Raw genomic sequence first — 14,796 nt, forward strand, 5'->3', positions numbered from 1 at the left:
AACATTAACCTATGAAAAAATCTCTCCTCCTTGCAATGGCAGGGCTATTGGTATTTTGGTCCTGTGGAGACCAGGATCTAAAAGAAGAAATGCCAGCCTTAAAAAATCAGGACGAACTTAAAGTTACATTTCCTGAAGCGCTCAACAGCAGCAAACGCTCTGGCTCAGGGCGTCTTGAAAACCAGATAGCAGCAACGCTTAATGCCTCATTATTTGCATCAACGCCTTACAAAGTTTCTGATGTACATGTTTGTACGTTGGCGGATGCCAATGCTATTGTAAATGTAGAAACAGTTGACAAGCAATTTGAGAGTACACTCCCCTCTCGTTGGGTACCAGGAGACACAAGACGTAACTGGAATGGCGACAATGATCTTAAAGATATCGATTGGCTTTCCTTTACTCCTTTTGCTATAGCCAACGGCACCTATAATGCAGACCCTATTTATCAGGCCATGTACAATAAGTGGGAAACAGGAGGCTTTTGTAAAACTGTAAATATTGACAGATCGCCTTATGATCTTACCATGGGTAACCCCAGCCTTATTCTGGGAATAGGTGGATTGCCGCCCGCAGCTGAGCCACTAGCTGATGTTTCTGTTATTGGCTTTTTACCTGCGTCAATCTTTAATTCAATATTTGGTTCACCCAATGTACTCGGTGTTGCCTTTTCATTTGTGTTTACTGATCCTGTAACTGGAGAACCAACAAAAACAACACGCGGTAAAGAAGATAAAGCATTTACAGAGGTTTGGTTTAATAACGGTTTTACGTGGTCTAACGGTGCAGCACCAGGAAAGATAGATCTCGAATCAGTAATACTTCATGAGTTCGGGCATACGCTTAACTTAGGTCATTTTGGTATCCTTCAAAGATTTACCATCAATGGCACAAGCAAGCTAGTATACCAACCTGTTAACACAATGAATGCAATTTATATAGGCGAACCTAGAAATTTCCTTGGACCTAACGATAAGGGAAATTTCTGTGAGGCATGGGGAAGCTGGCCTTGGAATTAGTACTATTCTTATTTTAATTATGCACAAAGCCACCTGCAAAAAGGTGGCTTTGTTGTTATTATTCAGTAATATGTTGAATACTAGCTGTGCGGCCCCAAATCCCTGTCTTCATAAAAGCGGTTATCAAAAGTATAGTCAGAAGGTTTACCATTCTTCAAAATAGTAATTACCATCCATATAAGGCCGGCCTGCAGTACAAGCAAAAATAGCATCAGTATGGACAGCGGCACCGTAACAATTGGCGAGCATAAAACAACGAACACCAAAAATGCTCCTGAAACACTCGATACAGCAAAACCAATCTTTTTCATAAAATTAAATCTCCTTACTACCCGAATAAAAAAGATGCCATCCACTTCTATTGATCAGCTGAACATACAACTGGGGAATAGTTTTTTTTAATTTTATAAAAAAGAAGATACTATGAAGGGAGATAAAATTTTATTGTTTGTAACGTTAGGCGTATTTGTCCTTGTATTCTTTATCTGGTGGCACACCATCAATGAAGGAAACGTTATTCTCAGTTCAGGCAACCGCGAGCTACAAAAGAAATTTGTGAAAGTACCTTACTATAGCGACGAGAATGATTTTGATACCAGCACAAAAGAAGAAAAGAAGCAGTAGTTTTACTACTGCTTTAGCTTTTCGCGAAGGTGTGTAACAAGATAAGAAATATCTTTACCTCCTCCCCCGGCATTAATGATTTCCTGTAAGCTAGATTGTATTATTTCGGCGAGCGGAAGACGGAGATCTTGTGCAAGTGCTGTCTCCTGCATTAACCTTAAATCTTTACTTGCAAGTTTTGTAGCAAACCCATTCAGATTATCCTTTTCTTCTATAATGAGATTACCATAATTCTTCATTACAGGAGCACCAAATATCGTTGATAACATTGTATCAAGAAGAACCTGTTTTTGAATGCCCGCCTTCTCTGCTACAAGCATTACCTCGCTTAACATCTCCGTTGTTACAAAGATCATGTAGTTCATAATGAGTTTAACGGTGTTGGCAGATGCAACTTCTTCTCCAAAATCAAATACACGTTGTCCCATAGCTTGCAAAACAGGTTGCACTTTCCCCTTTTCTGCTGTCGCCCCTGAAAGCAGAATAAATAATTGCTTTGCCTCTGCAGCAGGAGGTCTGCCCATAACAGGCGACGCTAAATAAACAACATTATGCTTTTTGCATTGCTCCTCGAACCTGGTGGCCGATGCAGGAGAGATGGTACTCATGGAAAGATGAATACTTCCCTTTTTCATTGCAGGAAGAATGCTTTTGTTTATCTCATCAACAGCAGCATCATCACTTAGCATGGTTATAACTACATCAGCATCTTTGGCAGCCTCTTCTGCTTTATCAAATATAGTTGCTCCTAATGCTTTAATGGCTTCACGTTTTCCAGCAGATCGGTTAAATGCCCGCAGTTGAAATCCAGCTTTAATAAGATTGGTGGCCATGGGAAGTCCCATGTTGCCGAGCCCGATAAATGTGATAATCATAATTAATGTCTAATATCTGTATCAAACATACATAAGTGTTGCTAAAAACAATACCTCATACTCTTACAGTCTAAAAATGTATTCTTAATATATTGATCACACAGACAATAAAACAACTTCATATTGAAGTACCACCTTTGTGCCGTTAGTAGAATTTTCCAAGGTTTAGGTTAATGCATTCTACAAAAGAGAAAAGCCCTGGACGAGGGCTTTTCTTCTTCCTATCAGCAATTTACGAAATACTACCGGGATCTCTTCTTCGCTGCTTTTTTAGCTGTCTTCTTTGCTGCCTTTTTCGGTGCTTTCTTTGCTGCCTTCTTAGCTGTCTTTTTTGCTGCACCTTTCTTTGCAGGAACTTTAGCCCCCTTCTTTCTTGCTTCCGACAATCCAATAGCAATTGCCTGCTTACGACTTGTTACTTTCTTTCCGGTCCCAGTCTTCAACGAGCCAGATTTTTTCTTGGCCATCGCTCTCTTAACACTGTTACCTGCACTTTTTGAATATTTTGCCATAACGTTTTTATTTTAACATTATATAAAATAAAAAAAGCTATGCCGGTTGCATAGCTTTTCTTCTTATAACCAGATCGTTATCAGTTTCCTCTTCTCATATCGGTAGCTCCATCCATGGAGTGTTCAAGGTCAAGGTCTCCCTCCGGTTCTTCTGTTACTTTGCTCTTAGCTTTCTTACCTATAGGTCCCTTCGCTACAGTAACACCTCCATCAACATAGTATAGTGCACCTGTTACATAGGAAGCTTCTTCAGAAGCGAGGAAGAGATACACATTGGCAACTTCTTCGGGCGTTCCTCTCCTTCCCAGTGGTGTTGCTGAAATAAGCATCTTCTCATCCTCTCTTTTCATAGGCCCTTCGCTCCTCCGTGTCCAGGCTGTATCAATAGCACCCGGACAAACACAATTAGCTCGCACTCCGTATTGGGCCTGTTCAACAGCCACGCCCTTTATAAAAGCATGCATGAATCCTTTTGTTCCTCCGTAAGGTGTATTCTTTGCAAGACCTAGTTCGCCTGACTCTGATCCTGCAGATACAATACAACCTTGTGTTTGCTGTAACTCTGGTATTGCATACTTTGTCATCAGAAAGGCACTCTTAATGTTATTCTTCAACATATAATCAAACGCCTCCGTTGGAAACTTATCGATCTCTTTCATTTCAGGAAAAGTACCTGCGTTGTTTATGAGAATGTCCAACTTCCCATACATACGTTTAGCAAATTCAACGCACTCTTTTGCATTCTCTTCAATAGAGATATCAGCTACAAAGGCAACTGCCTTACCTCCGTCTTTGATAATTTCATCAACCACCTGATTCACCGGATCTTCAGGATATCCGTTTACAATTACCAATGCCCCTTCTTTTGCAAACTTCTTGCTAATTGCTTCTCCTATACCTGTTGCACCTCCTGTAACGATAGCAACTTTATTATTTAATCTAAGCATGACTTTAATTTTAGGTATATTAATTTCCTTGTAAGCTATGGCTCACATAATTTCGTGCCCTTCCTGTTGCGAGAAGTATTTTGTAAAGCATCTCACTGCTTCTTCATCAAAAACTTCGCAGCTTTAAATGCGTCGTTTGGCAACGTCTCTTTCGGGCAGTCTGCAGATCAGTATTATTACAACTAAAACAAAGTCGACAACCTGGAAGTCAGAATCTTCCAGTAAATCCATTAAAACAACTGGTCATGGCGAAATACAAAAATGGGTTGAGGAGCGCGGTGGTAAACCAGCAACAGTAAAGGGTACTGGTGATGAGGTAGGTGTACTACGTATTGATTTCCCAGGCTATTCCGGAGGTGGTACACTTCAGCAGATAACTTGGGAACAGTTCTTCGAAAGTTTGAAGAGAGTAATCTGGATTTTTTATACCAGCAAGAAACACGTGACGGCAATGAGGCCGATTCTTTAGGTTTGTGTCAAGAGAAAAATAACAAAGCAAAGGGAATCTAATTAGCTTCAAGACCTGCAATCAAACGCAGGTCTTTCTATATCAATTCAAGAACGTTAACCGTAGCGGGTGCGCAAATTATTATACAATTTCTTACTTGAATAATATATCTATGAGTAATACCGCCAGGAATAAATCGATCTTTTTCAATATCTATACGGCAATTTAAATTGATTATCATCTTGTCGCTGTTTAAAGTGCATCCAGCTTTACGGCTAAATGTCGATTAACATAATGGCATGCATTTCTTTATATGTATCCTGAATGCAAACAGAAGGATTGCATTCTGTACATGCAAAAGCCATTAACAATATGACATCAAGATCTACTGGAGTTTCTGTTATTATGCCCAGCTACAACCAAGGGCGTTTTATTTCACGAGCTATTACAAGTCTTAAAGAACAAACACATGAAAACTGGGAGCTACTAATTATCAACGATGGATCAACGGATGATACTTCAATGGTGGTAAGAAAGTTTTTGTGCGATAGCAGAATAAAGTACATAGAACACCAGGAGAATAAAGGGTTAGGTGCCTGCCTTAATATTGGCATGGCCGCAGCCGTCTATGATCTGATTGCTTACCTTCCTTCAGATGATATTTACTACAAAGATCATCTTCAGGATCTGTCACTATGCCTGCAAGAGAACCCGGCAGCATTAATGTCATTCTCAGGAGTAAGACATCATTATAACAGACAAGCGCAGGGTATTATTGAGGGGTACACCTTGCAATTGGTTCAGGTAATGCATCGCAAAACGAACGACCGGTGGATCGAAAGAAGTGAACTTGTAACAGATGACCTTAACAGAATGTTTTGGTCGAAGCTTGAAGTACATGCTCAAGCTATCGGTACAGGAAGAGTAACATGCGAGTGGGTTGATCATCCGCATCAGCGTCATAAAATAATCCAGGAGCCTATAGGCGGAATAAATCCTTACAGGCTCTACTATGGCGTAAAAAAACCATTACGTTTCCATAGTACCGTTGGCAACCTTATTGACGAAATTGCTTACTACAAACCTTTCCAAGAGAAACTGAATTATCCATCAACAATAGGAAGTCTGAAAATATTACTTGTAGGAGAACTTGCTTATAACCCTGAGCGTGTGCTTGCACTTGAAGAACAAGGCCACAAGTTATATGGCTTATGGATGAAAGATCCATATTGGTACAACTATGTAGGGCCATTCCCCTTCGGAAATATAGAAACAATATCTGCCGATAATTGGGAAGAGCGCGTTGCTGAAATCAATCCGGACGTAATTTATGCATTGCTTAACTGGCAGACTGTGCCATTTGCACACGAAGTGCTTACAAAGAATCCCGGAATTCCATTTGTATGGCATTTCAAAGAAGGTCCTTTCATTTGCCTTGAAAAAGGAACCTGGAATCAACTGATAGATTTATACACGAAATCCGACGGACAAATTTATACAAGCGCTGAGATGAGAGATTGGTTTCATCAATTTATACCAGAAGTTGTTAATAACTCACTGGTACTCGATGGAGACCTTCCTAAAAAAAATTGGTTTACAAATGAGCGAACACCTTTACTTTCTGAAAAAGACGGAGAGATTCATACTGTAGTTCCAGGCAGACCAATTGGATTACATCCGCATACAGTTGAAGAGTTGGGTAAACACAAAATACATGTTCACTTCTATGGCGATTTTACACATGGTCAATGGAAAGAATGGATTAAGAAGACAATGACCATTGCGCCGAAGTATCTTCACATTCACAGTAATTGCACGCAGGATAATTGGGTAAAAGAATTTTCTCAATACGATGCAGGCTGGCTTCACTTCTTCAAGAGCGAAAACAACGGAGAGCTCATGCGCGCAAACTGGGACGACCTGAACTATCCGGCAAGGGTTGCTACGCTTGCTGCTGCAGGACTTCCAATGTTACAACGGGATAATACAGGGCACATTGTTGCTACACAGTCGTTAGTAAAAGAGCATGGCATAGGCATATTTTTTAATTCAATTGAACAGCTAGCTAATCAGTTGTCGGATCGGGAACAAATGCAACGAATCCGAAAGCAGGTTTGGCAAAAGCGAATGATGTTCACTTTCGATGAACACGTTCACAAGCTGGTTAATTTCTTTCAACAAATAATTGATTATAGAAAACATGCAATACGACGTACTGGTATTTTCTCACTTGAGATGGAACTCGGTGACTCAACGCCCGCAGCACATCATGAACAGGCTGTCGGATAAATATAAAATACTTTTTATAGAAGAGCCTGACGACAAGATCGTAAAAAAGGGCAGCAATTTTTCGATTAAGGAAGTGAATGATAACTTAAGTGTTCTTACGCCCCACTTTAAATGGGACGATTGGAAGGTGATGTGTCCGCAGTACGTTTCACTACTGAAAGAACATGTACATTCACTAACAGATTCAATATTTTGGTTTTATTCACCATTATATGTACATATTCTAAATTCGGTAACGCCATCCATGGTGATCTATGATTGCATGGATGAGCTTTCTGCTTTCAGGCATGCATCGCCAAACCTGCCAAGGTATGAGCGCCAATTAATGGGCACGGCTGACCTTGTATTTACCGGAGGCAAATCACTCTACGAATCGAAAAAAGAACTTCATCCGGAAGTTCATTGTTTCCCGAGCTCTGTTGATCGTGAACATTTTTTATTGGCTTTGCAGGAAGAGACGGAGATCCCTAATGACCTTCTGGAATTAAAGAAACCAATTGCAGGTTTTTATGGTGTAATTGACGAGCGCCTTGATTTCCAGTTACTGAAAGAAGTTGCAGACAAATTACCGGATGTTAACTTTGTAATGATTGGACCTTTTGCCAAAATTGGTGAAGATGATGCTGCAAAAGCACCAAACATTTTTTATCTCGGCAAAAAGGAATATCCCCTTCTGCCAAAGTATTTAAAAGGAATTGATGTTGCCATTATGCCTTTTGCAATAAACGAAGCAACACGTTTCATTAGTCCAACCAAGACATTGGAGTTTATGGCAGCCCTAAAACCCATAGTGTCTACGCCTATACATGACGTGGTAAGAGATTACAAACACGCTGTATCTGTTGCCAGTGATGCTGATGCGTTTGCAAAAAGCATAGATAAATTTCTCAAAGAGACAGCCAACGACCGAAATAAAAGAGAGAAGGATCAGCAAGAAATTATCCAAAAAACGTCGTGGGATAATACCGTCATACAAATGCTGGCATTAATTGCAAAAGCACAGGATGCAGTTGCATTTAATGCAATGAAAGCATAAATAAATAAGCATTGGGAATCAGGGCAAAAGCATCAGGCAATAGTCATTGGCAATGCCCTGGTTCTTTTCTTTTGGGCAGAACTATCTCGTTCTGGGTTTTGGGTTCGAGGTTGTTTAAAGTTCAAGGTCACGTTCACGATAAACTTTTAACAACTTGTAACATGAAACCTGTAACTTGAAACTATTGTAACTCAGAACCCAGAACACCACCTTACCCCCTCTCCCACGCCTCCCTATGCTTCTCCCTTATCGTCTCGCGTAAGCTCAAAGGCTCCTTTACCTGTACGCTTGCACCATAGCTCATCAACACCTCCTGAAGCTCGTAGTTAATAACCACCCGCAGCTTTATCAGCAAGCCATCCTCATCGTCCTGTAAAATCTGTTGCGATTGATGCAAGTGTTGAGTTTTAATATAATGACCTTGCATCGGCGTGAAGAGTAATACAACATCTTGCGGCCCACCCTTTCCTAACGTAACACCTAGTGTATCCTGAAAATACTCCTCCGGTTTTAGTCGGGTATTTTCCTTAAAGACAACAGGTTCTTCTTGAATAAATTCCATACGATCAAGAGCCAAAGTCAAGATAATATGGCGCTCTTTGCTATAGCCGAGCACATACCACCTGTTTTTGTATTCTTTCAGAAAGTAAGGATGGAAGACATGCTCCATAGGCAGAAGTTCAGAAAACTTTCTGTAAGCAATACGCAGCGGTTGTTTAGCACGTATAGCCTGCAACAACGTCTTGAGATGTTCAATGCCTTTATAATAAGGTGCTTTTTCAAAGTCCATGAAGCGTTGGGCCTCCATGTCTTTCATTTTATATTGATCAACAGCACGCATAATCTTTTCAAAAGCAGCGGCAAACTGGCCCACCAGTTCAACGTCATTATATTGTTGAATCAGCTCAAGAGCAAACGAAAGCGATTGTATATCATCGTCACTTAAGGGAAGGTTTTCAATAGAGTAATTCGGATCCGTGTAGTGGTAGCCCTTATTCTTTTTACAAAAAGCAATAGGAGCCAGGAACCCGAGCTGCTCATCAAAGCGCATCTTTTGAATGTCGTCATAGAAAGTACGCTCTTCAATATTGAAGTCATGCTGTCTTAACTTTTCTAAGATATTATCTTTAGAAGGGAAAGGATTAAACTTGTTTTTTAAACAAGCATTAATAATCCGGTAGCGCATGTAGGGTCTTTTACCTGCGGACATGGTTTAAAAAGTGTTAGGCACTTTCAAACTAATAAAGTTATTCTTAATGTACAAGCAAAAGCAGGCCACTCACAACCACCTTTTCCTAACCTCAGCCTAGCCTCACCCTAACATTTACCCTACCTCTGTCTATGGTTTGAGTAGCGTTTGTCTAACCCTTGTCTAGATTTCTCTAGACGAAAACGTGTGCAAAACGCGATAGTTTTTATTCCTATTGATAATCAATGATTTAAGAAAAAGTTTTTAAAAAATATTATCAGAAAAATCACACTGCAAACTGGCTGCAGTCTGCCCCCATACCTTTGAAACATCAACAAATACAACGAATAAATTTAAATCGAATAACAGATAAAATGACCAATGACTATTGACTATTGACTAAATGACTATTGACCAATGACCATTGACTAGTGACTAATGACTAATGCCCAATGCCTAACATGTAACAATTTAAATATACATATATGCCTAAACAAAGTAGTTTAATCAGACTAGAAGGTAAAATGGATGGAATTTCATTTTACAAAAGAAAAGGATCGTTCTATGCTAAGAGAGCAACCGGTCCAAGCAAAGAACGGATTCTCACAGATCCCAAGTTCAAGCGTACACGAGAAAACCTGACGGAGTTTCAAGCCTTAGGGCAAGCCTCACGTGTTTTTAAAAGAGCATTGCGACCAGTCTCTAACTTTACAGATGGAGACATGCGAAACAGGATGATGAAGGTATTCAGGCGTATCAACAAATTGTCTGAAGGACCACGCGGGCAACGTCCTGTTCATTTCTCTCAAAATCGGAATGTATTGAAAGGTCTGCAGCTACATCCAACAAATGTATTTGAAGATGTTTGTGAAGCGAGGATTACTGTTACCCACAAGGCAGACCGCACAGGTTGTACCGTAACAATTCCATCCTTGCAAACAGGCGAGATGATCAAAGCTCCTGTAAATGCAACACACTTCCGAATTGCCCAGCTTATAACTGCCATTCCGGATATTGTGTATGATACAACATCCGATAAGTATAAGCCCTCGGATGTATTCTTTGAAAACCTCTCTGAGATTAAATTCTCCGAGTACTTTACTGTAAGCACTACAGAACCAGTAACAATCACGTTAGAAACGTTGTTCGTTAATGTTCCACCATTGCCAGAACATGTTAGCGTGTTACAGGGAGTAGGAATCATCTTCTATGAACTTGTCGGCGACATCCAGTATCCATTAAATGATGGATTAGCTATGTCCATCGCTGACGTGTTCTAACCGAACCCTTATCATAATATCCGTCAGGTCACGGCCTGACGGATAAAAAAAACTTCTGTTACTTTTTCCCCCTTTGGTTGGTTTAAGTTTTACCTATCCTGCCCCAACAGGGTAGGTTTTTTATTAACGGCATCAGAATGCCTACTTTAAATTACAATCCCAAAGCCGCTATCCCTCTCCCTCCTACCAAGCCGCAATTTTTTATATAGTCTCTTTTTTAGTTACAGCTAAGTCAACTGATTCATTTCCAAGCCAATAAGTAACTAAAACATGAGTGAAGTGGCTACTGCTATGTGTCGAAACATTAAACTACACCACATCAATTATTGCTGATTCTGATAATTATCTACTTTCGCGTAATTTATATTCAATCTAAATAACATGAATTGCCTCTTTTCTTACAACTCAGGATCCCCACGGTTCAATGGCTATTGGCTCCTGTTATTTCTTAGTGTAACCTTCCTAAACGATACTTTTGGTAAGGAAAAGGCAGCATCAATTGTTGGCGTCATTCTAACCAGTGACGGACAATATGCACCCGGTGTTTCTGTCTACATTCAGGAGTTGCAGAAAGGTACGCAAACCAATACCAGTGGTGAATTTGCCATTAAGAATATTCCTTCGGGAGAATACCACCTGGTCATATCGCTGTTGGGGTTTGAAAAGGTAACACAACAGGTTACCGTAGTAGAAGGGGTTGAGGCACATGTGAGAATAGTACTTAAGGAAAACTCGCGAACACTTGACGAGGTAACGATTACGGCAGGTGGAAACAGATTTGCAAAAAAAGAAAGCGAAGATGTTTCAAAAATGCCTCTGCGAAATATTGAAAACCCACAGGTATATAGTGTGGTGAGTAAAGAATTAATGAAAGAGCAGGTAGTGACAGACTACAATAGCGCTTTTAAGAACGTTCCAGGCGCAGGCATCTCAGAAGTCAGAAATCAGGGAAGATCCAGTAATATTTCACGCGGGTTTGCAACACCACAACTGGTGCGAAATGGTGTTGGCAGTTTTACATTTACTACCATTGATCCTGCTAACCTTGAGCGAATAGAAGTTATCAAAGGCCCATCGGCCACTTTGTTCGGAAGTACCTTATCCTCATTTGGCGGGTTGTTCAACCGCGTCACTAAAAAACCATTTGATACATTTAAAGGAGAAGTATCGTATTCCGCAGGAAGCTGGGATCTTAACCGTCTTACATTTGATGTCAACACGCCATTGAATGATGATAAAACAGCATTATTCCGCGTAAATAGTGCACTGCATAGCGAACGCAGTTTTCAGGATGCCGGGTTTACACGAAGTTTTTTAATTGCACCGAGCTTAGCTTACCAGGCAAGTGAAAGGCTCACACTCATGCTAGACATAGAAATGAGTTTGAACAAAGCAACATCTCCCATGCGGGTATCTCCTTTTACAAGGGGAAAAGCAAGAAATATTGAAGACCTGGGAATTCCCTACAGATTATCGTTTGCCAACAATACCGTTACCTATAATAGTCAGCAGTATAATATTTTTGCTCAGGCAAAGTACAAGATCTCCGACAGCTGGACATCACAAACAGTATTCTCACGAACACGATCTTCATCCGATGGATATGTTGTAGGTCTCACTATATTAACTGACAGCACACTAAGGCAAACAGTAACAAGCCAGGAATTTCCATACTACGGTACCGATATACAACAGAACTTCATTGGCGATTTTAAAATAGGAAGCATGAGAAACCGCATTGTTGCTGGTCTGGATTTTTACAGCCTACGTTCTTCACGCAATGATGCTTCCGTAAATCTTCCTGCCATTAACTTCAAAAAGCCGGGCGATGCGTATAATAATTTTACCGCTCAAAGAGTCGCTCCTCTATTTGAAACTGCTAGGTTTTCGAACATTATTGCTTCCAACGAAAACACATATAGCGCCTACGTATCAAATGTATTAAACATTACTGATCAGCTACTGGCCATGGCAAGTGTGCGAGTTGATCATTACAGGAACAAGGGCACATACTATGCTAGCCTTGATTCTACTGCAGGTAATTTTAATCAAACTGCTTTATCACCAAAATTTGGTATTGTTTATCAGATCGTGAAAGATCAGGTATCGGTATTCGGGAATTATATGAATGGCTTCAGCAACGTAAGTGGTTCTGACTTTTTCGGAAACACGTTTAAACCCAATCAGGCAAATCAGGTAGAAGGCGGTATTAAACTGGAATGGAGTATGCTTGCCGCGACATTAAGCTATTATGATATCAGGGTAACAAACATAACACGAGATGATCCCGAACATCCCAACTACTCCTTGCAAGACGGAACGCAGCTAAGTCAGGGATTCGAGGCGGAGGTCATCGCTAACCCTATACCTGGATTAAATATTGTTGCCGGCTATGTATACAACGAAAGCCGATATACCAAGAGTAATGCCTCTATAGAAGGGCATCGACCTGCCACAGCAGGGCCACCACGCATGGCAAACCTTTGGGTAAGTTACCGTATTATTAATGGCATAGCGCAAGGATTAGGTATAGGATTTGGCGGTATCTATGGCAGCGAGTCATATCAGAGCAATACAGAAACATTTACATTCACAATACCTTCATATACAGTTCTCGATGCCTCCCTTTTTTATGACCAACCTCGGTATCGGTTAGGACTTAAAGTAGATAATCTAACGAATGAAAAGTATTGGTCTTTTAGACTGGCGGCCCAGAATCCGACGCGGGTAACCGGAAACGTAACATTTAAGTTTTAATAGACATTTACGTTCATCTTCATGGGCTTTCGGAAAATTATACAATACATCCACCTCTGGCTAGGCTTCACCTCCGGTATACTCTTGTTTACAGTTGCTGTTACAGGTTGCATACTTGCTTTTGAAGATGAGATACGCAACATTACACAGCACGATCTGCTAAATGTAAGCATAGAAGATAAACCAAGAATTAGCTGTCAGCAAATACTGCAAGCCATAAGAGAATATAATCCTACGGCAAAGTTGAATCAGATTAGAATCTATGGCGATGCCTCCAAGGCTATACAATGCTACACGCGCGATAAAAAGATCATCGCCGTTAATCCTTATCAGGGAAAAATACTTGGCTATCGAGATACAGAGAGAGACGTACTCTCTGTTATTCTGTCGTTTCACAGAACACTTCTGCTGGGTAAGACAGGGGAACGCATCATTCTCTGCAACGTATGTATCTTTTTAGTAATGCTAATTTCAGGCATTATTCTCTGGTTACCACCTCGCCTGAAACAACTTCGGAAAAACTTAATACTTAAGGGCGGCCTGGCGCCTAAAAAGAGAAATTACGAATGGCATCGCATGCTGGGTCTTTATGCTTGGATACCGCTCATGCTTATTGCCATTACAGGCATTGCCATGGCAACAGGTGGAAATAAAGAACCAAAGGTCAAATCATCCTTTATAACAATTTCTCATGATCAAGGTATCTATGATAAGGTTATGAGTAAGATAAAACATTCGGAACCTATTGACGTATTGCGTGTAACGTTCCCGAAAGACAGTGTCGATGTTATTACTATAGGTATACGCTATCAGACCCGAGGTCTCAGAAAACAAAATAATTTCCTGTTCGATCAGTACACGGGCAAATTGATTAAAACAGAAGTTTATCAGCAAAAGTCTTTCGGACAACGGTTTTTTGGATCTAACTACGAAATACACACAGGGCGTATTTTTGGCATCCCCGGTAAGCTGATTATGTTTCTTGCGGGACTTGTGGGGGCCAGCCTCCCAGTCACCGGATTTCTCATCTGGTGGAGTAAGAAAAAGAAGTAATGGATTTTTCTACCACCTCATGTGTCACCCACAAAGTACATAAAGTGAGGTTCGCAGTTAACTTTTTTACTGCCCTGTTAATCTCCATATTTCCTTAATTATTAACAACCGGCGTTTCGCGCGTTGTCGCGATTAACCCTGATATTGGCGCAACAACACCCGACTGTTCAGGAAACTCAAGCTAAATTTGCAATACAACCGATGTACAATAATCCTGATATGCCTACATAAAAAACTTTCACGCTCAGTATTACGAAGACAAATATTCAGCGGCGTATAAATTGTACTTTCTAACGACTAAACAAACCTCAATGGCAAAAGGAAGACTCAATAAAACAGAAGAGGAAATCAAAAAATATATTGCAAGACAGCCTGAAGCAAAACGTAGTGAAATGCAGGCCCTACACAAGCAAACACTTCAGATTTCACCAGGCTGTAAGTTATGGTTTGCTGATGGAAAGAACAGTGATGGCGAAGTTGTTTCCAATCCCAGCATAGGCTACGGATCTTACAGCATCAAATATGCTGATGGTACAAGCAAAGAATTTTATAGAATTGGTTTAAGTGCAAACACAACCGGAATTTCTGTCTATATCCTTGGTCTTGAAGACAAAACATACCTGACCAATACGTATGGAAAACAATTAGGAAAGGCAAGCGTAACCGGTTATTGCATTAAATTCAAAACATTGAAAGATATAAACATCAATGTTCTTGAAGAAGCAATACGATATGGATTTGAGACTAGGGCATGAATAAACACAAGC

General features: G+C 40.4%; 14 protein-coding genes. 9 read left to right on the forward strand and 5 right to left on the reverse strand.

Features of this window, described 5'->3' with window-relative positions; genetic code table 11:
- The first annotated feature begins 11 nt into the window (after window positions 1–11).
- On the forward strand, window positions 12–1,019 hold the full coding sequence (locus tag KK060_RS06055; RefSeq protein WP_254152805.1) for a hypothetical protein: 1,008 nt from the start codon (window positions 12–14) through the stop codon (window positions 1,017–1,019).
- Window positions 1,020–1,099: 80 nt separating this feature from the next.
- On the opposite strand, the gene KK060_RS06060 is transcribed toward KK060_RS06055, so the two are convergent.
- Window positions 1,100–1,330 carry a hypothetical protein gene (locus KK060_RS06060; RefSeq protein ID WP_254152806.1) on the reverse strand — a complete coding sequence of 77 codons (231 nt, stop codon included), beginning with the start codon at window positions 1,328–1,330 and terminating at the stop codon, window positions 1,100–1,102.
- Window positions 1,331–1,442: 112 nt separating this feature from the next.
- Between KK060_RS06060 and KK060_RS06065 the strand changes: the two genes are divergently transcribed.
- Window positions 1,443–1,643 (forward strand): hypothetical protein, encoded by a 201-nt coding sequence (locus KK060_RS06065; protein WP_254152807.1) that lies wholly within the window; start codon window positions 1,443–1,445, stop codon window positions 1,641–1,643.
- A 5-nt stretch (window positions 1,644–1,648) separates the two neighbouring features.
- Here the strand turns inward: KK060_RS06065 and KK060_RS06070 are convergent, their stop codons facing one another.
- The 3 genes from KK060_RS06070 to KK060_RS06080 form a co-directional block, all read right to left on the reverse strand.
- Entirely contained in the window at window positions 1,649–2,518 is an 870-nt protein-coding gene (locus KK060_RS06070) for an NAD(P)-dependent oxidoreductase (RefSeq protein WP_254152808.1), read from the reverse strand.
- Between the two features lie 242 nt (window positions 2,519–2,760).
- Window positions 2,761–3,030, reverse strand: coding sequence for a DUF6496 domain-containing protein (locus KK060_RS06075; RefSeq protein ID WP_254152809.1), 270 nt, complete (start codon window positions 3,028–3,030; stop codon window positions 2,761–2,763).
- An 80-nt stretch (window positions 3,031–3,110) separates the two neighbouring features.
- Complete coding sequence (locus tag KK060_RS06080) at window positions 3,111–3,977, reverse strand: SDR family NAD(P)-dependent oxidoreductase (RefSeq protein WP_254152810.1); 867 nt, start codon at window positions 3,975–3,977, stop codon at window positions 3,111–3,113.
- Window positions 3,978–4,104: 127 nt separating this feature from the next.
- Between KK060_RS06080 and KK060_RS06085 the strand changes: the two genes are divergently transcribed.
- The 3 genes from KK060_RS06085 (at window position 4,105) to KK060_RS06095 (ending at window position 7,750) form a co-directional block, all read left to right on the forward strand.
- Window positions 4,105–4,446 carry a hypothetical protein gene (locus KK060_RS06085; RefSeq protein ID WP_254152811.1) on the forward strand — a complete coding sequence of 114 codons (342 nt, stop codon included), beginning with the start codon at window positions 4,105–4,107 and terminating at the stop codon, window positions 4,444–4,446.
- 351 nt (window positions 4,447–4,797) lie between these two features.
- Window positions 4,798–6,714 (forward strand): glycosyltransferase family 2 protein, encoded by a 1,917-nt coding sequence (locus tag KK060_RS06090; protein WP_254152812.1) that lies wholly within the window; start codon window positions 4,798–4,800, stop codon window positions 6,712–6,714.
- Entirely contained in the window at window positions 6,695–7,750 is a 1,056-nt protein-coding gene (locus KK060_RS06095; protein WP_254152813.1) for a glycosyltransferase, read from the forward strand. Before KK060_RS06090 ends, KK060_RS06095 begins: the two co-directional genes overlap by 20 nt.
- Window positions 7,751–7,961: 211 nt before the next feature.
- On the opposite strand, the gene KK060_RS06100 is transcribed toward KK060_RS06095, so the two are convergent.
- A complete protein-coding gene (locus KK060_RS06100; protein ID WP_254152814.1) occupies window positions 7,962–8,960 on the reverse strand; it encodes a helix-turn-helix transcriptional regulator in 999 nt (332 codons plus the stop codon).
- Window positions 8,961–9,424: 464 nt separating this feature from the next.
- Between KK060_RS06100 and KK060_RS06105 the strand changes: the two genes are divergently transcribed.
- From KK060_RS06105 to KK060_RS06120, 4 genes are all read left to right on the forward strand, one after another.
- The gene (locus KK060_RS06105; RefSeq protein ID WP_254152815.1) at window positions 9,425–10,219 is read left to right on the forward strand and encodes a hypothetical protein; all 795 of its coding nucleotides are present in this window, start codon (window positions 9,425–9,427) and stop codon (window positions 10,217–10,219) included.
- Window positions 10,220–10,600: 381 nt separating this feature from the next.
- Window positions 10,601–12,976, forward strand: coding sequence for a TonB-dependent receptor (locus tag KK060_RS06110; protein WP_254152816.1), 2,376 nt, complete (start codon window positions 10,601–10,603; stop codon window positions 12,974–12,976).
- A 21-nt stretch (window positions 12,977–12,997) separates the two neighbouring features.
- Window positions 12,998–14,029: a PepSY-associated TM helix domain-containing protein gene (locus tag KK060_RS06115; protein WP_254152817.1), complete on the forward strand. Its 1,032-nt coding sequence runs from the start codon at window positions 12,998–13,000 to the stop codon at window positions 14,027–14,029.
- Window positions 14,030–14,340: 311 nt separating this feature from the next.
- Complete coding sequence (locus tag KK060_RS06120; RefSeq protein WP_254152818.1) at window positions 14,341–14,784, forward strand: DUF1801 domain-containing protein; 444 nt, start codon at window positions 14,341–14,343, stop codon at window positions 14,782–14,784.
- Window positions 14,785–14,796 lie beyond the last annotated feature (12 nt).

This window comes from Chryseosolibacter indicum (genome assembly GCF_018598585.1).
GTDB lineage: Bacteria > Bacteroidota > Bacteroidia > Cytophagales > Cyclobacteriaceae > Chryseosolibacter > Chryseosolibacter indicus.